The organism is Thiorhodovibrio winogradskyi (genome assembly GCF_036208045.1).
Lineage (GTDB): Bacteria > Pseudomonadota > Gammaproteobacteria > Chromatiales > Chromatiaceae > Thiorhodovibrio > Thiorhodovibrio winogradskyi.
The window spans coordinates 3831526-3849899 of record NZ_CP121472.1; the positions used below are offsets into that span (position 1 = coordinate 3831526).

At 60.0% G+C, this 18374-nt stretch carries 20 protein-coding genes and 1 pseudogene; 5 read left to right on the forward strand and 16 right to left on the reverse strand.

Going from position 1 to position 18374, the window contains the following annotated elements:
* Nucleotides 1-3: 3 nt before the first annotated feature.
* The 4 genes and pseudogenes from rsxD to rsxA all read right to left on the reverse strand — a co-directional run bounded on the left by rsxD (nt 4) and on the right by rsxA (nt 4135).
* The gene (gene rsxD / locus Thiowin_RS17590) at nt 4-1059 is read right to left on the reverse strand and encodes an electron transport complex subunit RsxD (RefSeq protein ID WP_328984271.1); all 1056 of its coding nucleotides are present in this window, start codon (nt 1057-1059) and stop codon (nt 4-6) included.
* Complete coding sequence (rsxC, locus tag Thiowin_RS17595) at nt 1059-2714, reverse strand: electron transport complex subunit RsxC (RefSeq protein WP_328984272.1); 1656 nt, start codon at nt 2712-2714, stop codon at nt 1059-1061. Before rsxC ends, rsxD begins: the two co-directional genes overlap by 1 nt.
* A 206-nt stretch (nt 2715-2920) precedes the next feature.
* A pseudogene (gene rsxB / locus Thiowin_RS17600) lies at nt 2921-3454 on the reverse strand (electron transport complex subunit RsxB); the annotation flags it as partial.
* Between the two features lie 99 nt (nt 3455-3553).
* The gene (gene rsxA, locus Thiowin_RS17605) at nt 3554-4135 is read right to left on the reverse strand and encodes an electron transport complex subunit RsxA (protein WP_328984273.1); all 582 of its coding nucleotides are present in this window, start codon (nt 4133-4135) and stop codon (nt 3554-3556) included.
* 512 nt (nt 4136-4647) lie between these two features.
* Between rsxA and Thiowin_RS17610 the strand changes: the two genes are divergently transcribed.
* Nucleotides 4648-4797 carry a hypothetical protein gene (locus tag Thiowin_RS17610; protein ID WP_328984274.1) on the forward strand — a complete coding sequence of 50 codons (150 nt, stop codon included), beginning with the start codon at nt 4648-4650 and terminating at the stop codon, nt 4795-4797.
* 229 nt (nt 4798-5026) lie between these two features.
* On the opposite strand, the gene Thiowin_RS17615 is transcribed toward Thiowin_RS17610, so the two are convergent.
* On the reverse strand, nt 5027-6553 hold the full coding sequence (locus Thiowin_RS17615; protein ID WP_328984275.1) for a protein kinase domain-containing protein: 1527 nt from the start codon (nt 6551-6553) through the stop codon (nt 5027-5029).
* Nucleotides 6554-6865: 312 nt separating this feature from the next.
* Here Thiowin_RS17615 and Thiowin_RS17620 point away from each other — a divergent pair, with 312 nt between their 5' ends.
* The 3 genes from Thiowin_RS17620 to thiE are packed head-to-tail and all read left to right on the forward strand — an operon-like array spanning nt 6866 to nt 8840.
* Nucleotides 6866-7234 carry a hypothetical protein gene (locus tag Thiowin_RS17620; protein WP_328984276.1) on the forward strand — a complete coding sequence of 123 codons (369 nt, stop codon included), beginning with the start codon at nt 6866-6868 and terminating at the stop codon, nt 7232-7234.
* Nucleotides 7235-7293: 59 nt separating this feature from the next.
* Complete coding sequence (thiM, locus tag Thiowin_RS17625) at nt 7294-8196, forward strand: hydroxyethylthiazole kinase (RefSeq protein WP_328984277.1); 903 nt, start codon at nt 7294-7296, stop codon at nt 8194-8196.
* Entirely contained in the window at nt 8193-8840 is a 648-nt protein-coding gene (thiE, locus tag Thiowin_RS17630) for a thiamine phosphate synthase (protein ID WP_328984278.1), read from the forward strand. The genes thiM and thiE overlap by 4 nt, the downstream gene beginning before the upstream one ends.
* A gap of 20 nt (nt 8841-8860) precedes the next feature.
* Here thiE and Thiowin_RS17635 read toward each other — a convergent pair whose 3' ends face one another.
* The 9 genes from Thiowin_RS17635 to fur form a co-directional block, all read right to left on the reverse strand.
* Nucleotides 8861-9418 carry a CreA family protein gene (locus Thiowin_RS17635; protein WP_408034101.1) on the reverse strand — a complete coding sequence of 186 codons (558 nt, stop codon included), beginning with the start codon at nt 9416-9418 and terminating at the stop codon, nt 8861-8863.
* Complete coding sequence (locus Thiowin_RS17640) at nt 9415-10644, reverse strand: protoporphyrinogen/coproporphyrinogen oxidase (protein WP_328984279.1); 1230 nt, start codon at nt 10642-10644, stop codon at nt 9415-9417. Before Thiowin_RS17640 ends, Thiowin_RS17635 begins: the two co-directional genes overlap by 4 nt.
* Before the next feature lie 183 nt (nt 10645-10827).
* On the reverse strand, nt 10828-11403 hold the full coding sequence (locus Thiowin_RS17645) for a hypothetical protein (RefSeq protein WP_328984280.1): 576 nt from the start codon (nt 11401-11403) through the stop codon (nt 10828-10830).
* A gap of 166 nt (nt 11404-11569) precedes the next feature.
* The gene (locus Thiowin_RS17650) at nt 11570-12154 is read right to left on the reverse strand and encodes a Tll0287-like domain-containing protein (protein ID WP_328984281.1); all 585 of its coding nucleotides are present in this window, start codon (nt 12152-12154) and stop codon (nt 11570-11572) included.
* Between the two features lie 347 nt (nt 12155-12501).
* The gene (locus Thiowin_RS17655) at nt 12502-12942 is read right to left on the reverse strand and encodes a septal ring lytic transglycosylase RlpA family protein (protein ID WP_328984282.1); all 441 of its coding nucleotides are present in this window, start codon (nt 12940-12942) and stop codon (nt 12502-12504) included.
* 286 nt (nt 12943-13228) lie between these two features.
* Nucleotides 13229-14140: an archaetidylserine decarboxylase gene (asd, locus tag Thiowin_RS17660; RefSeq protein WP_328984283.1), complete on the reverse strand. Its 912-nt coding sequence runs from the start codon at nt 14138-14140 to the stop codon at nt 13229-13231.
* Between the two features lie 67 nt (nt 14141-14207).
* Nucleotides 14208-14861, reverse strand: a complete 654-nt coding sequence (locus Thiowin_RS17665) for an SCO family protein (protein WP_328984284.1) — start codon at nt 14859-14861, stop codon at nt 14208-14210.
* Nucleotides 14862-14914: 53 nt separating this feature from the next.
* Complete coding sequence (locus Thiowin_RS17670; RefSeq protein WP_328984285.1) at nt 14915-16402, reverse strand: class I adenylate-forming enzyme family protein; 1488 nt, start codon at nt 16400-16402, stop codon at nt 14915-14917.
* A 36-nt stretch (nt 16403-16438) separates the two neighbouring features.
* A complete protein-coding gene (gene fur, locus Thiowin_RS17675) occupies nt 16439-16861 on the reverse strand; it encodes a ferric iron uptake transcriptional regulator (protein WP_328984286.1) in 423 nt (140 codons plus the stop codon).
* A 133-nt stretch (nt 16862-16994) separates the two neighbouring features.
* Here fur and Thiowin_RS17680 point away from each other — a divergent pair, with 133 nt between their 5' ends.
* On the forward strand, nt 16995-17501 hold the full coding sequence (locus tag Thiowin_RS17680) for an outer membrane protein assembly factor BamE (protein WP_328984287.1): 507 nt from the start codon (nt 16995-16997) through the stop codon (nt 17499-17501).
* Nucleotides 17502-17508: 7 nt separating this feature from the next.
* Here Thiowin_RS17680 and Thiowin_RS17685 read toward each other — a convergent pair whose 3' ends face one another.
* Nucleotides 17509-17961, reverse strand: a complete 453-nt coding sequence (locus Thiowin_RS17685; RefSeq protein ID WP_328984288.1) for an RnfH family protein — start codon at nt 17959-17961, stop codon at nt 17509-17511.
* Complete coding sequence (locus tag Thiowin_RS17690) at nt 17951-18337, reverse strand: type II toxin-antitoxin system RatA family toxin (RefSeq protein ID WP_408034102.1); 387 nt, start codon at nt 18335-18337, stop codon at nt 17951-17953. The genes Thiowin_RS17685 and Thiowin_RS17690 overlap by 11 nt, the downstream gene beginning before the upstream one ends.
* Nucleotides 18338-18374 lie beyond the last annotated feature (37 nt).

Below are 18374 nucleotides of genomic sequence, written 5' to 3' on the forward strand. Positions count from 1 at the left end.
GATTCAGGTCCGACGGCCATGGCCAAAGACGCGCGGCTGGGTGTAGTGATCAATCGTGGGGGCGGCGATGTTCAGCAGCAAGACGCCAAAGGCGACGGCATCCGGGTAGCCACCCCAGGTACGGATCACAAAAACCACCACGCCAATCAGGGCGCCGAACACCAGTTGCCCACGTTTGGTGGTGGCGGCGCTGACTGGATCCGTGGCGATAAAGAAGGCTCCGAGCATGGCGCCGCCCGAGAACAAATGGAACCAGGGCGCGGGAAAATGATTGGGATCAAACAGCCAGAACAAGCCGGCCAGCACTGCCAGGCTAGCGAGCAAGCTCACCGGAATGTGCCAGCTGATGACGCGGATAAACATCAGATAAAGCCCGCCAAGCAGAAAGCCCAGGGCCACCCATTCCCAACCCTGACCGCCAACGAAACCCCACAAGGGGCTTTGGCGGATCTCCGCCATTAACACATTGGAGTCGAGCCGGGTGCGCATGTCATCAAGCGGCGTGGCCGCGCTGACGGCATCCCAGCTGAGTTCGGGCGGCAGGGCGCCGGTGAAGATCAGCCGTGCTGAATCCACGAATGACAGATGCACCAAATCCTTGGCCTCGAGCAAGGCTGGCACATCGGCCGGCAGCCAGGTGGTGGTGGCGACCGGATAGGAAATCAGCAAGAAGACATAACCCGCCATGGCCGGATTAAAAGGATTGTAGCCGATACCGCCATAGAGTTGCTTGACGATGACAATGGCAAACAGAATGCCAAGCAGCGTCAGCCACCAGGGCAGGGTCGGCGGTACCGTGATGGCGAACAAGAGCGCCGTGACCAGGGCACTCAGGTCGCGGATGGCGGGCAGTGCCGGGCGGCCACGGGCTTTCACCATCAACGCCTCGGCACCCAGGGCGAAGACGCTGGCGAGGGCCATGTTGATGATCACGCCCCAGCCGAAGAACCAGACCATGGCGATGGTGCCAGGAATCAGCGCCAGGCACACCTGGAGCATGACCTGATCGACGCGATAAGGGCGCGCGCTGTGGGGCGAGGATGTCAGAGACCCGGCCATTATGTCTCGCTCCCGGCGGTTTCGGTCCGCGGCTTGGCGGCTGTGCGCTCCGTTGACTGTTGCGCCGATTCAGGTGCGGTCGGGGGGACTGACCCTCCGCTCTGCCCGGCCCCGCCCACGGCGGCCGACTTGCCCGGCACCGTCTTGGTCTTGGGCGTGATGGCTTCCTTTTTCTTGCGCAGCTTGGCCTTGCGCTCGCGCTCCTGGCGCTCCAGCCGGGCCTCGCGGGCCTCGTGGCGCTGCTTGGCGCGCTCGGAGGCCTGCTTCTCGCGCTCGCGCGCCCAGCTTTCATTCTTGGCGAAGCGATAGTATTGCACCAGCGGGATGTGCGCGGGGCAGACATGGGCGCAGCAGCCGCATTCAATGCAGTCGAACAAATTGTAATCCTGCACCTTGTCGAGGTCTTTTGCCCGCGCGTGCCAGTACATTTGCTGCGGCAGCAGATTGGCCGGACAGGCTTGCGCGCACTGGCCGCAGCGGATGCAGGGCATGGCCGGGCCAGGGTCTGGTGATTCGGCCGGGGTCAGCGCCAGAATACAGTTGGTGGCCTTGGTGATGGGCACCCGGTCACTCTGGAGGTTGACGCCCATCATGGGGCCACCGGCGATGAGCTTGGCCAGTTCGCCCGAGTAGCCGCCACTAGCCGCGATCAACTCGCTCGCCAGGGTGCCGACACGCACGCGAAAATTCCCTGGCCGCGCGATGCCGCGCCCGGTGACGGTGACATAGCGTTCCACCAGTGGATGGCCACGCAGTACCGCATCGGTGATCGCCGCTACTGTTCCGACGTTCTGGCACACAATGCCGATCTGCGCCGGGATGCCGTGGCTGGGCACCTCCTGACCGGTCAGGATGCGGATCAGCTGTTTCTCGCCGCCGCTCGGGTAGAGCGTGGGTATGGCCAGCACCTCGATGCGCGCCTGAGTCTGGGCCTGTTGTTCGGCCACCGCCTGGCGCATGGCCGCGATGGCCTCGGGCTTGTTGTCCTCGATGCCGATCAGGCAGCGCTCGGCGCCGAGCAAATGCAAAATAATGCGCGCGCCCGTGATGATATCCGCCGCGCGATCGCGCATCAGCAGGTCGTCACAGGTGATATAGGGCTCGCACTCCACACCATTCAGCACCAGGGTATCAATGGGCTGATCCTTGCCCGGATTGAGCTTGACGCTGGTGGGAAAGGAGGCGCCGCCAAGCCCGACCGCACCAGCCAGGCGAATGCGCGCGCGCAGCGCATCGGCATCGAGCTGATGAAAATCCGCCACCGGCTCGGGTAGATCGGGTGCCCAGGTGTCCTGACCGTCGGTCTCGATGATGATCGCCGGCGCCGGCAAGCCTGATGGATGCGGCATGGCGTGCGGCTCAATGGCCACCACTGTCCCTGAGCTGGAGGCATGCACGGGCGCGCTGACATAACCCTGGGGCTCGCCAATCATCTGACCTTTAAAGACATGGTCCCCCACCTGCACGCAGGGCCGCGCCGGCGCTCCGATGTGCTGGGACAGTGGAATGACCAAGCGCTTGGGCAAAACCGCCGCGGCCACGCCAGTCTGATTCGACAGGGCCTTTTCATCCGGCAGATGCACCCCGCCATGGAACTTCCAGAGTTTGGGCGCTGGCCTGGTGGCCTGGGTCTTTGTTTGCTTGCTTTGTGTCATCTCGGCAACACTTGTGCTGATCAGGCCGCCGCGCGCTCGTGCGACGCTTGGCCCGAACGCTGATTGGGATGCTGGTTGGGATGATGGCCCGACCCCTGATCGGCACCCTGATCGGCACCCGAGTCGGAATCCTGATCGGCGCCTTGATTGGCGCTTTCCACCGTCGGCCGCGAGACCAGAGTGGAAGCCGCCATCGCCATGGATTCAGGATAGGAGGATTGAGGGTAAGGCCATTTCCAGTTCGAGAGATTCTCCCGCACCGGGACCAGGTGAATGCACTCGACCGGACAGGTTGGCACGCACAGCTCGCAATTGGTGCACTCACTGGCAATGACCGCGTGCAAATGCTTGGCCGCGCCAACAATGGCATCCACCGGGCAGGATTGCAGGCACTTGGTGCAGCCGATGCAGTCCTGCTCGTCGATCACCGCCAGCGCCTTGGGCTTGGATACCACCTCGCCTAGGGCCACCGGCTCGCGCCCGAGCAGATCGGCCAGGGCCAACATGGTTCCCTCCCCGCCTGGCGCGCACAGGTTAATGTCGGCCTCGCCCGAGGCCACCGCCTCGGCATAGGGTCGACAACCCGGATAACCGCATTGGCCGCATTGGCTCTGCGGCAGCAGCGCCTCGGCCTGATCGGCGATGGGATCGCCGTCAATATGAAAACGAATGGCGGAGTAACCAAGCAGCAGGCCAAAAATCACGGCAAGCGCTGCAACGGCTCCGATGGCAACCAGCATGGTGTTTATTCCCCTTTCCAAACGGTGGTCAGTGGCGCGCCCGTGGGGGCAAAATCATTCGCCTTATGTCACGAGACCCGTGATGCCCGGCCGAGCGCGTCAATTCGAAACCAGCCCAGCAAACCCCATGAAGGCCAGCGACATCAACCCGGCGGTGATCAGGGCAATGGGGCTGCCCTGGAAAGGTTCCGGCACATCGGCCACCGCCACCCGTTCGCGCATCGCCGCGAACAAGGCCAGCACCAGGGAAAATCCAATGGCCGCGCCGAAACCGTAGAGGGTGGCCTCGAGAAAACCACGCTGCTCCTGAAGGTTGAGCAGCGCCACGCCGAGCACCGCGCAGTTGGTGGTAATCAGTGGCAGGAAAATGCCCAACACCTGATAGAGCACCGGGCTGGTCTTGTGCATGACGGTCTCGGTGAACTGCACCACCACGGCAATGACCAGGATAAAGGCGATGGTGCGCAGATACTCGATGCCAAGAGGTTCCAGCAGGAAGGCGTTGACCACCCAGGAGGTGACCGAGGACAGGGTCAGCACAAAGGTGGTGGCCAGTCCCATGCCAATGGCGGTCTCGAGCTTCTTGGACACCCCCATGAAGGGGCAGAGGCCCAAAAATTTAACCAAAACAAAATTATTGACCAGCACAGTGCTGACCAAAATGAGCGCGTACTCGGTCATTGGGAACTCGGAGCTGAAAATGCGGCTGGAAGTAAGACAAAAACGGCCTGAACGGCTCGATCTAAACGACCTAACTGCCTGAACTTTAGTGACTGCCTGAACGACGTCAATTAAGGGTGTCGGGCAAGGACATTGGCCTTGGCCAGCGGACGGACTGCTGCTTGAACGCGCCATCCGCCTTGATAATCGGCACCGCAAGCGCGGAAGTCTAGCGATCTTTAACCTCGCGGACAACCGCCATCGGCTTCCAGTCTCTCGGCAATAACCCCTGAATCCGCACGGTCATCACCGGTTCCGACATCATAAGGCGCCCCAACTTAAAGAGCTGAGGGAGCTCTACCAGACCAAATCGCCCTAAAGTCGGGACGCTCGGCCGAGCCCAGGCGATCCGGATCTGGAGGCCCTGATTCACTCCCTCGCTGAGTCACCCGGACACATCAAGCGGTGGCTCTCAATTTGTCTACTGCCCTCAATCTAACTTGTTCCTCAAGCCAGAATGGAGAACCAATCGGATGCAACTACACTCCTACGCGCAACTCGAAATGATCGGCTTCTTTGTTTTTGTCATCTGGTTGTTTTACTACCAGATCACATCGTCACGCAAAAACGCGCGCCAGGCTGAAGAAGAGGAACACCAAGCGCGCACAAGCGAGTCGGACTAATAGGTGATACAACTTGATTTGAACAAGTTGAGCACATTATTTGACTGACTTACACATAATATCAAATTGTGCATATTACCTAAGGTAATAGTTTCGCCGTGCGGCGCCTCAAAAACCAGAGGCTATTCGGTGATCTTCTATCAGGCACTCCCAACCTGGTCCCCTGCAAACTGTACGAGAAGCAACTTGCTCGGACACCACTCCGAGCAGCCGGCTTCTGGTTAGCCGTTCAGACGGGAAATAGCTTTCTTTCTCGCGCCAGGATGTAGCCCAATTTGCGCAGCGCATGGATGGTCTGCCTGGCGCTCACTCGATCGAGTTCCTTCTCTTCTTCGCTGAGTTCGCTGTAGGGGATCAAGGTTGGGTTTTCCTTGCGCGCATCATCGCGCACCGGACCATAGCGCCAACCCTGGGCCGTGCGCTCGGTCACATAGGCAATGTGTACCGCCTCCGCGAGTTGTTCCAGCACAACCTCGGCACCAGTTTGCACATGCTGAATAGCAAAGGCGAGTGTCTGGGCGTCGCCGAAACGTTGCGATTTCTTGAGCGCCATCGCCCGCTTACAAATGGCGATCAGCTCGTCAGGTAAAGACAGCGCCAGGTCCGCGCCATCTGGGCTGCCGTCCCCCCGCGACAAAATGTCCTCCAATTTTACGACATCGCGATAGGACTTGATCTTTCGTCCGGTCAGAATCTCAAACAGAATGGCGCCCAAGGAGTAGATATCGGAACGTGTGTCGATCTCTTCGAGCTGCCCGAGTGCCTGCTCGGGCGACATATAGTAAGGGGTTCCGACGCCATGCCCGGTTAAATTGGCGGCCTTGCCCGGCGGTTGCGCATCCGGCGACACCTGACCCTGTTCGGGCGCCTGCGCGAGCGGCGGCTTGCAGGGCGACTCGGACAATGCCTCCGTCGATGGGTTTAGTCGGCGCGCAAGCCCCCAGTCAAGCACATAGGTCTCACCAAACTCGCCAATAATGATATTGGCCGGCTTGAGGTCTCGGTGGATAACACCATGGCGATGTGCGTATGCTAGGGTCTGGCACACATCGATAAAATTGGGCAACAAGGCCAAACGCTCCTCCAAACCCGCTGCCTTTTTGATTGCCTCGGCCAGGGTGCGTCCCTCGACCAACTTCATGGTGTAATAGGCCTCGCCCGAGGCGCGACGCCGACCTATCTCATAGACGGGCACAATGCCCGGATGCTGCAAGACGGCGGTCAGCTCGGCTTCGCGCACAAAGCGGCGGCGCAAATCCGGCAGGTAGTCGGCCATGGATTCATCCGCCGCCAGATCAGGCAGGACTTCCTTGAGCGCGACCCGGCGCTTCATGGCGACATCCTGCACGCAGTAAACAATGCCCATGCCGCCGCGACCAAGTTCTTTCTGCCCCAGATAGCGGCCAGCCTGCTCGGCAAGCTGAACCTCATCGCTCTCGCCGCGTTCGACTCCGCGATTGGAGGCTTCACCCTCCTCCCAGTGCAGGGTCAAGGTCTGCTCCAATGGCTTAGCCTGGTCTTCATCTGGCATCCTGTCCGGCGGATCGGCCATGGTTAGGGCGTCGACCCCGGTCTGGTCCGCGAGATGTTGCTCAAGCTGCTCAAACTGGGCAGCCGTCAGCAGTCGTCGCTCATGACAACCTTGCACCAGCGAGGCGACCCGCTCCCCCGACGTCTCAAGTAAGAGATCCAGTATCTGCGTAAATGACAATAACCCGAGCTGATAGGCGGCTTCACAGAAAGCTCTGTCTGTCATCGCTGTCATCATTCGTTGGCCTGTTTCTGTTAGCACCTGTCCGGCGGCATGGCTGCGAACTCCGGCACCCGCGCGCCTATGCCTCATCACCAGAGTATAACCATCCCAGGCCCAATGTCGGATTCTGGTCGACCACCCAGACGCAAGCCAAAGACCGGACTGACACTCCCAGGCATTCGCCGCGACATTTTTCGCCCCCCGGTCATCGTGCTAGGGTATGGGTCCGCGCGCTGCTTTTGGGTGCTCTGATCCCATCCCTCAGGGTGGCGGCCACCCTGGAATATCAGGCTTGTTTCACGCGAAAGCTCAGTCATGCTTGCCAAACTGTTATTAACCATCGCCGTGGTGATTGCCGCCTACGCAGCCCTGCGTCAGAGTCGCGCCAAATCGACCATGACCCTGTCGCCAAAGGCCAAAACCGCCCTGCCCTGGCGGGCCTTGCGCATCGGCGCCTGGAGCATGATCGCGATCATTCTGACTGGCAGCGCCTGGTCGGTCGTTCATCAATGGCAGCGTGCCCAAGAGATTATCGACATTCAGGTAGTCAATCCCGCCACCGGCGCGATTGACCGCTACCAGGCGCGTCGCGGAGACATCAAGGGGCGCGGTTTTCGCACACTCGATGGGCAGCAGGTACGCATTGCAGAGTTTGAACGCATGATTCTAAGCGACCTGCGCTAAACTGCCCTCCAAGCGCGCTTCACCTTGGCGCAGCGCCCCCTTGCTCAGGAGAGCCTCCAATGTCCGCCATTCATCCCGGCGATGCCCTGCATCGCCTGCGCAACCAAGCGCCCCTGGTGCATAACATCACCAATTATGTCGCCATGAACCCCATGGCCAATATCCTGCTGGCCGCGGGCTGCTCACCGGCCATGGTGCATGCCCCCGAGGAGGTGGCGGAATTCGCCGCCATTGCCAGTGCGCTCACCATCAATATCGGCACTCTGTCACGCCCCTGGCTGGAGGCCATGCTGAGCGCGGCGGAGGCGGCGCGCAGCCACCAACGCCCATGGGTGCTTGACCCAGTCGCGGCGGGCGCAACCCGTTTTCGTCGCGAGGCGGCGACCAGGCTGCTGGAGTTACAGCCCACGGTAATACGTGGTAACGCCTCGGAAATTCTCGCGCTCGGCAATAACGCCGAAGTGGACGCCGCCGCCGAGGTGAAGGGCCGCGGAGTCGATGCCAATAATCCCGTTGCGGCCGCCGCGGCAATCGCAGTTGCTTTGGCCAAACGACACAATGCCGTTGTCGCCGTCACTGGACCCATGGATTGGGTGACAGATGGACGCAGAGCCGCACACATCTGCAATGGCCATCCGCTGATGCCCAGGGTCACGGCGCTCGGCTGCTCGCTGACCGGCATTGTTGGCGGTTTTCTCGGCGCTGGCTGCGACCCCTACGAGGGCACCCTGGCAGCATTGTCCTACTATGGCGCCGCTGGTGAATGGGCCGCCACCGATGAGCGCTGGTCGGTGCGGGGGCCGGGCTCCTTTGCTGTCGCCTTCATTGATGCCCTGGCTTTGATGACAGCGGACGACCTCGACCGCGCCGCGCGGATCGAGACCATGGCCCGAGCCGACTCGCCGTCAACGCAGGCGGCGATGCAGGAGAAGATTGGCGCTGGGACAGGAACAGCGACATGAAATCCTTCGATCTTGGCGTCTATCTGGTGACGGATCCGCGGCTCTGCGGCCCACGTGGCGTTCTTGCCACTGCCAAAGCGGCGGTTGCAGGCGGCGCGACCATGGTGCAACTGCGCGATAAAACTGCTAGCGATGCCGAACTCATTGCGCTGGGCAAGGCACTCAAAGCCGCAATCAACTCGCACGCAGCGCTGCTGATTGTGAACGACCGCATTGAGGTTGCCCTAGCTATTGGCGCTGATGGGCTGCATCTTGGTCAGCGCGATGCCGATCCGGCGGCCGCCCGCGCCCGGCTTGGCAACCAGGCCATTATCGGGCTGTCAGTGGAAACCCCCGCGTTGGCCCGCGCGGCCAACCCCAGGTTAATCGACTATCTGGGTGTTGGTCCGGTATTCGCCACCGCGACCAAGGCTGACCATGCCAAGCCGCTGGGCTTTGATGGTTTGCGTGCCATCTGCCGTGAGGCAGCAGCATTGCCCAAGGTGGCCATCGGTGGTCTGCGTGCCGAGCATGCCAAAGATGTGATAGCCGCGGGCGCCCAAGGTCTAGCAGTGGTCTCGGCCATTTGTGCCGCGGCCGATCCCCAGGCCGCGACCTGGGCCCTGCGCACGCAAGTCGATCAGATTCGGGCCATTAGTGGCTGAAAGCCGCGGCCGCCATCCACTCAGAGGTCACCATCGGCCCCAGCCTGGATCCCAGTCTGGATCCCAGTCAGGTCCGCACCGGACCAGGGTCTGATCACCACCACCGAGGTGCTGTTCTTTGGCGAACCCTCGATAATGCGATCACTGTAGGAGAGATACACCAAGGTGTTGCGCGGCGCGTCATAAAAGCGCACGACCTGCATGGTCTTGGTCAGGAGCGAGATGCGCTTTTTAAAAACTTCGTCACCGTTCCTTTTGCCGCTGGCAATGTCCTCCGGCAAGCTAACCGGCCCTACCTGGCGGCACGCCAGGGAAGCATCGGAAGTATCCTCGGCCAAACCGACGGCGCCGCTCATTCCGCCCGTCTCGGCGCGACTAAGGTAACAGGCCACTCCTGGAATGTCAGGATCTTGAAACACCTCGATGACAACCTTGTCATTTGGCCCCACCAGCTTGAACTTGGTGCTCACCTCGCCAATACGCTCGGCCCAGAGGCTTGATGGCGCCAGCAGCAATACCGAGAGCCCGGCAGCCAACCCCAACCCCCTGGGCGAGCTGATCGATGACCAATGCCTCATTGACCTACCCCCGCAAAGAGTCGCGACATCTCGCTGTGACTACGGGTCAGACAGTCCTCAATCGAGACCCCCAGAAACCAATTGCCGGTCACGGCCAAGGGTGACCCACCAGTGGACGCCAGCGCGCGGTCCAATTCCGCGATCAGATCCCAGTGACCTGTGCGCAAACTTGGCAGGCGATTGCGCTCGTGGCGCACGGCAGCCACTTTGGCCGGCGCCACATCCAGCGCCTGACAGGCAGCCGCGACCTGCTGCGCGGGCTCGAGTCGACCAGCGGGGAAATGGAAAGCGAATCCACGGTAGCGCGGATGCTCGAGAAAATCCCGCGACACAGCTGACAGGAAAGGGCCGTCCACGCTAATCAAACCGGCCATCCTCGGCACTGTCAAATCCTGCCGGTTGAAGGCCAGCAGCAAGGAATCGATCTCGGCAACACCAATGCGTTCAGTGGCCTTTGCCGCGGCAGGTGCCACTTCTTGCAGCAACCGGGTTGCCACATCGGGCGGCACCGCCAGAGTGACGCGCGCGGCGCGCAGCATCTCGCCATTATCGAGCACAATTTGGTAAGCTCCCGCATCCGGGCTTAGACTCCGAACGGCGGCACCCACACGCACCTCAATGTCCTCCAGCGCAGCCAGCGCCCGGGGAATCTCCGCCAATCCGCCGGGCATGGTAAAACTGCGCAATACCTCTTTGCGGCGCGGCTTCTTGCGGAACAAGGCCGCTGCCGGATAGTCATCGGCCGTCTGGCAGATCACCGAGCGAAAGGCTGGACCAAAGACATCGCTGTAATTCTTGCGGCCCAAGCCCTTGCCATAGTACTCGTATACGCTTAGCGCTTCCTTATCGAGCCTGGACAACTTTATCAGCGATGTGACCAACTCAAATGGATGCAGCGCGGAGAGGATGGATATCCGCTTACCCCCCTTCCAAAGCCGGTAACTCGCCTTGGCTTTGGCCTGAATCTGCCCCAGAATGCCAATCTGCTCCATGATCGTGAGCAAGTGGCCGTAACTGTTAAAGCAGCTATGGCTGCCTGCCTCGACCCAGAAATCTTCCAGCCCATCAAAGCGCTGGGTGTTCATGCACCCGCCTACACGATCATGTTGTTCAAGCACCAAGCTCTGGGTGCCAGCGGCGGAGGCAAAAAATGCAGCACCCAGACCACTGATGCCACCACCGATGACAATATGAGAATGAAGATCCGATGTGACTTGCTGGTTCATGCGCGCGGAAAATTCCTCTTGGTCAGGGATGACAACACAGTGGCACAAGGGCGAGCCATGTCGGAGCCTATGATTTTACATAGGGTGATTTTACATAGGGTGATTTTACATAGGGTGATTTTACATAGGGTGATTTTACATAGGGGGCACATTGATTCGCCCACATCTGATAACCAGCCTTGACTAAGCGTTATCAGGCGCCTTTGACTCTGGCTCCAATTCCATGGAATCAATGTCGGGAATTGGCTGCGCGAGCGGAGGCGGTGCGCAATCCTCAAGCGACCAATCATCGCCCGGAACCAGGCTGAGCTTGCTGATATCCGGATTCTGCTCCGGCCCACGATCGGACAACTCCTCAAGTTCGGCACCGACCGGCGCGACCGACAAAGATCCGGTGCTGGGCGTCACTGCCCCAGCAGCAGGAGCGGATGAAGGTGATGGGGTCGCGCGTTCTGTCCCCGAGGACGCGAGGGCGTCGGATTCGTCATCGGAATCATCGAACCGAAACACTTCATCCGGCTCACCACCCACCCGCACCACCTCCGCCAAGGCGCCGGCCTGGTTGAAAACCTCTCGGAAACGCTCAGCCGTTGCGTGATCAAGGCCACGCTTGACAAAGACTCTTTGACCGCTGAATAGACGCTCCACACTGGCCTCATTGAGCTTAAACATCTGCGCCAGTCGTTGCTTGACATGCTCGGACGATGCCGAGCCTGCCAAGTCCCCCGAGAAAAGCACGTCGAAGGTGGGTTTATCCATTGGTGTCTCCGGGGATGTTGCCGGGGGATGTCTTCGAGCAGGTGGTCTATTGATGCCATGGGGATGCGATGGGAAATGCCATGGGAATAGACTGGGGCACAGAGGAGTGCCCCAATTGGGAAATAAAGCTAGAGATTTTGGCCAGAGCTGGCACTATTTCAAGCGCTCAGAGCGGTTTTTTGAGCGAAAAAGCACCGCGCAGGTCGCCCTCCTGGTAGCCCCGAGCTTGATCTTGAGGATAGGCCGCATCCAATGCAGCCGCGATCTCGGGACTGATCTCCTTGCCGTGGCAGGCCAGACAGACCTCGGCCGTGGGAATCGCCTTCATGAAGCGATAACTCTTGCCATCTTTGTCATCAACGACCTCGGCATAGGTGATGGCATTGGGGTTTTCCCCCGCGCGAGCACGATCCTCGAACTGCCGCAGCACCCGCTGCTCCCAAAGATCGGGGCTGTTGCGCTCGACATTGCGCGGTTTCAGGCTGGTCCGCCCAATGTCCCAGCCACTTTGTTGCGACAAGGAATCAGCAATTCCAGGCGCCTTGTCCTTGCAAATAGCAACAGCGGCGACAGGCCCGCCATCCTTCATCGCGCCCTTGAGCTCACCCTGGAGTTCCTGGGTGAAATCCTGAATCAACCTCTTCGCCAGGTAGGCGTCCATCATGGCGGCATTCTGCTGCGCCATTGCAACCCCGGGCAGCACCGAGACAGAAAGAAAACCAGTCGCGATTAAAAAAGAGACACGCATCATGACAACTCCTTGAACAATTAAAAAAAACGTAAAATCGAATGCCGGTCAGACTCAACCAAAGCAGGCTGGGAAAGCCAAGAGCTTTCGATTTCAGATCTCTTATTGTTGCAATAGTTGCCCCGAAGGACAATGCGGATTCCAAATCCCGGCAAGGATTTTCATCATTACGCCAAGCCAGGATCGCCCGAGCCACGAACACCCAAGACAAAAAAAACCCAATCGGATCGCCAAGCTAGGGCATGGCAACCAACCGGGCAATCGTTGAACTCAGGGCAGACTTGAGCTCTAAGGAATAAATTCTGCCGTCAGGCCTTGCCTTTCAGGTGGTTGTGTCACCCAACAGGGGTTTAGGCACCAGCATTCGGCATGCTCAACACCTCGACCTCGACACGGGTGACGCCGCGAGTGATCATGTCCAACTTAGCCGCCGCGCGCCGCGAGAGATCAATGACACGTCCCCTAACGAAAGGTCCGCGGTCGTTGATTTTCACCACAATGGAGCGGCCCGTCTCAAGATCGGTCACCTTCACCTTGGTTCCGAGCGGTAAGCTTTTGTGCGCGGCACTCACGCGGTTCTTATCGTACACCTGTCCACTTGCCGTTTTATTTCCATGCAGGCTGTCGTGGTAGAAGGAGGCGATACCACTCTGCACCATCCCCGGTGCGGCCTTCACTGCCGCCATACCGGGCAGCGCCATGATGAGCATCACAAAGCCCACAATCACCAGAGGCAGTTGGCGGATAAAATGGATGGGGGCGATAAAGGTGGGAAAGAAATTGGTCTTCATGCGGAAATCCTCGCTAGCATCTGCTCCGCGTGCTGAAAGCGCCCTTAAGAACTCTTTGAATCAAAAAACAAAAAGCCAATAAAGAGCACGTAACAATGCAAAAAGCGGAACTCAGTCACACATTTGATGACCGCGAGGATACAGGAAAACCCGTATAGGGAAAACCCCTAATTTTACCCAGACAGAGTGCCAACGGAAGGAACAATGGCCACCATCTCGTTCAGAAACCGACTGCTCAGCCGCCGACCGCTCAGCAGTTGGGGCTCATTAAAGCAGTTGTGGCTAATCAACGCAGCCGCCGTCCAATGGGCGCGCGGCAATACACCCTGGCACCAGGGAGCAGCTCTGGCAAGAGCTCGGCGGCGCCTGGCGGCAGCAGCACAATAACGGTCGAGCCCATATTGAAGCGTCCCATTTCTTCGCCACGAGCCAGGACTATGGGTGCCAAGGGGTTATCCGCCGACGGCGCCAATGGGTCCGTTGGTGGCGAGCCAGGCGGATAGTCCGTGCGCGTCAGCACCCGCCCACGCGGTGGTGTCACCTCGCCCGCCCAGCGGGTTTGAATGCTTCCAACAAAAATCGCACCGACCAGCACCATGCCGACCAGGCCGATGTCGGTTTCAAACAGGGTCAGCACCCGCTCATTGCGCGCGAACAACCCTGGCACTCCCTTGACCGTGGTGGGATTGACGCTGAACAAACGGCCCGGCACATGCAGCATCCGGGTCAAACGCCCTGTCATCGGCATGTGTATTCTGTGGTAATCTCGTGGAGACAGATAGAGGGTGACGAACAGCCCATCACGAAAGAAGACCGCCACCTCGGCATCGCCAAGCAGCGCTGGCAGGGAATACTCTTGTCCTTTGCACTGGAGCAGACGCTCGCCCTCGATGAGGCCCGCCTCGCTCACCCAGGCATCGACTGGACTCAGCAGCGCCCTTGGATCCTCGCTAAGTGGCCGCGCGTGCGGCGCCAGCGCGCGCGTGAAAAAGGCATTGAAGCTCGCGTAGGACGCGACCCTGGACTCGGCCGCCTCGCTTAAATTGACACCATAGTGCGCGACAAATCGCCGGATCAGCCAGTGAGTGATTGGCCCAAGACGCAGCCGGGTCAGGCGCAACATAAACCGTGAGAGCCAATGCTGCGGCAGCACATATTGCAGCCAGACAAATAAGCGCGCGCTCAGTACCGCACGCACGTGAGCGGCTGCATTCGACAATGAATTCCAGGATGAACTCAGGGATGAACTCAGGGATGAACTCAACTTAGAACTCCTGCGCATTGAGCTCGGACAGATGCCGGATGTCGCGCGCAATCCCGGCCGGTGACTGCGCGGCGGGAAAAATAGCGATCAGCTCAGCCTTGGGATCGATCAGATAGAAGGTGGCTGTTTGCGGGTTAGGGTCAGCTCCGGATAACCCAGGAGGCTGAGCATCCGGCTCGGCTTCGCCAGCTTGGGTGGCGGATATCAGAGTTTCAGTGTCAGCGGACGGCCCGGTTAACATGGCCCGCAATCGAGCAAGCTGCTCCGGCGTGCCGGACAAGACCCAGGTCTGGGCAAGCAGCCGGCGAAAGCCCTGTGCCAAGGCTGCATCCATGCGCGGACTGACCAACACCAAGCTGAATTGCTCGCGCAAAGCCGGGAGATCCGCCAAGCGATTGAACACCTCCAGCATGCGCGTCATGCTCAGATGACCGGAAACGTCATCAATGGAAGCAATGCCCAGCAGCACCCAGCGCCCCGTGAGCTGCTCCGAGCCAAACACCTGCCCGGCTTCGTTCTCCAGCTCCCAGTCTGGCAAAGGCACTGGCGGGCGCAGCATCACGCCCTCAATCACGGGCGCCTGTTCATGGCGCGGTTGCCACTGATTACCCCACTGATAGCCGATTAGAAAAAGTCCGCCAGCCAGCAGTGCCATCCATAACCGCAGGACGAGCGGCCGGCGGCGAGATCGATGCTTCAGCCAAGACATCAGGCACTCCCACCAACGCCGGTGTGCGTCTGTTCAAGGGGCACATTCAAATGCGCGCCTTTGGCGCTCAGTGTTTTGGTGGCGATCTCGCGCAGCCGGGTGCGATCCTCCTTGCCCGATGCCAACAGCGGCCAATCCTTGATTGGAACCAACAGCCGCGGGCGTTGTGGACTTGGCAGATGCTCACGGCACCAGCATTCGAGCGCATCGACACCGATGCTTCCCTGATAGAGCGCCACCAGCGTCTGCCCCCAGACCGGCTCAGGCACTCCCACCAAGGCACATTGCGACACACCCTCGAGATCGCTAATGGACTCTTCGATCAACCCAGGCTGCACATTAACGCCCGCGATGACCAGTTGATCATCCGCGCGCCCCATGATGCGCAGAAAAGATGTGTCCTTCAGGCAGGCTAGATCAGCCGTTTGCAGCCAGCCTTGATCGTCCAGTCCAAGACCCGGACGGCGCTCAGGATTGGCATAGCCCAACATCAGCATGGGCGCGCGCAAGCGCAGGGGTAAAGCGCCAGACTCACGGGCGCACCGAGGGGCCTCAAGCTGGACATCGGGCAAGGGCTGCAAGCTCTGCTCTCCATGTTCATCAAGCACCCGGCTGGCGATGAAGGAACAGGTTTCGGTCATCCCATAGCCCAGGAGCAGGGGCCAGCCAGCCACAAGCGCCCGCCGCGCGAGTCCGCGATCCAGTGCCTGACCGCCAATCAGCACGACTCGCAGCCACTGCGGAGGCCGCGGGCATTGCGCGAGCAGTCGTGCAAGCATCGCCGGCACCAGCGACAGGTGCGTCACTGGATGTCGCCACAGGTCCGCCGCGACACGCGCGGCATCGAAGCGCCCGTGCAAGAGCATTCCCGCCCCCGCCAGGGCGCAGCGATAACCAATGGCCAGGCCGCCAATATGCTGCCGCGGCAAGGCGCACAGCCACAAGTCCTCGCACCCAAGCCCAAGCCGCTGATTGATGCGCTCGCAGGATGTTTGCAAGGCGGCGGCGCTCAGCATTGCCGCCTTGCAACCGCCGCTACTGCCGCTGGTCCGCACGACAAGCGCCAATGCGGATCCCTGCCCTGCATCCGCCGAGTCCGCATCCGCCGATCGTGACTGCTTGGGTGCCAGGCCGGTCGAGAGCAAGTGTCCATGGTCCATCTGACCCTGGCCGCGCCGCTGGGTGGTTGGGTGGGTCGGCTCCCAAACCCAATCGACGCCCGTCTGGGCCGCGAGTTGGCGCAGTTCGGTGGTATCGAGCTGGTTGTCAATCGGCAGCAGTGCGCAGTGGTTGCGGGCCAATGCGATCTGCATCACCACAAATTCGGCGGTCGCGTCACCAACCGGGCAGATCACCAAATCACCACGGGCGAGGCCCTGGCGACGCAATTCAGCCGCCAGGGCCTCAGCGCGGACATCGAGATCGCTGCGGGAAAGCTCGCCATCTGGCAAGAGCAACCTGCCAAGGGGCACCTCATGGGCGTTCATCAGCTGTTGCTCAGAGCCCTGGCAACCGACGTGACACTAGGACTCGCGGCTTTGGCAGTTGGGACAGATACCGTAGATAACCAGCGAGTGGTCTTCGATCTTAAAGCCCTTCTGCTCGGCAATGGCGCGCTGACGCTCTTCGATGACCTCTTCGACAAACTCCAGAATCAGGCCGCATTTCAGGCAGACCAGGTGATCGTGGTGACTGCCTCGGTTCAGCTCGAACACCGACTGCCCACCTTCAAAGTGATGGCGGACAAGAAGACCGGCCGACTCGAATTGGGTGAGCACCCGGTAGACGGTTGCCAGACCTATATCCTCGCCGGCGGCCAGAAGCTCCTTGTAAACATCCTCGGCACTGAGATGGCGTTGCTGAGTCGTCTGGAGGATGCTCAGAATCTTGACCCTGGGCACCGTCACCTTCAAACCAGCCTCTTTAATTTGCTGACTCTGGTTCATGTCAGGCAACTCCAGCCACAAGACGACTGACGCTTGGATAGTGGACAACGGAATTTCGGACGGGGAATGTCGAACGCATCATGACTGGGGTATCATTCAGGTTTGCAATGGCGCTACGCGAAGTGAAGAATCAATGCGAAGGCTTCTCATCATTATAACAGCCATAGCCCTGGTTGGCCTGCTGACCATCACCCTCGGTGGCTGCGCGGGCAAGCGGAACAAACCGGAGCACGAAAAAGGCGCCAAGCTCTCTGGTCTGCCGTTCGTCTACAAAATGACCGTACAGCAGGGCAACCTCATCACCGAGGACATGGTCGACCGCCTAGAGCTTGGCATGACCCAGGCGCAGGTGCGTTACCTGCTTGGCACACCCCTGCTGACTGACATCTTTCATACCGACCGTTGGGACTACCTCTACACCATCAGGCGAGGGCATCGCCCAATGGAAGAACGCAAGCTCACGCTCTGGTTCAATGGCGATGAACTAACGCGTATTCAGGGAGACTTCGAGCCCAATCCAGCCCGCTTGGTCGCGACGGAAGAAGAGCGCGAAATCATGGTGGAAGTGCCAGATTGGAAGAACAACCGTGGCTTGCTCAACAAAGCGCTCAATGCCGTTGGCCCAAAGAGCTCGAACTGATTTCGGTCTAACTGATTTTGCTATCTAGGGACGAACTGGCTGGGGACGAACTGGCTGGGGACGAACTGGCTGGGAACGAACTGGTAGGGCTCGAATTGGCGGTTGCCTCGGTCTTTTCCTGGGCTGCCGCCCGACTCGCGGCCTGTTTTTTCTTCGCCTGCTTGGGATCGGCAATCAGTGGCGTATAGATCTCAACCCGGTCACCATCGGCCAGAGACTGGTCAGCCTTGATTGGCTTACCGAAAATCCCGAGCTTATTCACGCTCAGGTCGATTTCGGGTCGTGCGCGCAGAACTCCTGACTGTTCGATGGCTTGGCCAGCCGTCAGCCCTGGCGCACCCTTGACTTTCAGCAAAGTCTGCGCTGCCTGGCGCGCGTAAACAACCTCCACCTCAATGGTCGGATCGGAGTTCGCACCGCCAGCCTTGGCCGTATCCGTTACAGTCTTCTCAGCCACCATACACCTCATCGGCTCGTTTGCAGAAGGCATCGACCAGCGAGCCCGCGATTTGGCCAAAGACGGCGCCAAAAGCGCGGTCGATCATCCGGCCAGAAAACTCAAATTCCAGCTCCAGTTCCACCTTGCAGGCATCATCGCGCAATGAGGTAAAAACCCAGGCCCCGGTCAATTTCCGAAAAGGGCCGTCTTTGAGGTCGATATCCATCCGATGTGGGGGGTCTATGCGGTTGCAGGTCGAAAATGCCTGATGGATACCCAGACGCGAGACCTCGATACGACCGCAGATCTCCTCCTCGGTGCGAGACAAGAGCTGGGTGGCGTGGCACCAGGGTAAAAATTTTGGATAGCCTTCCACATCGGCGACAAGCTGAAACATGTCAGCCGCCGAGTGAGCGACGAGCGCGCTTTTCTTA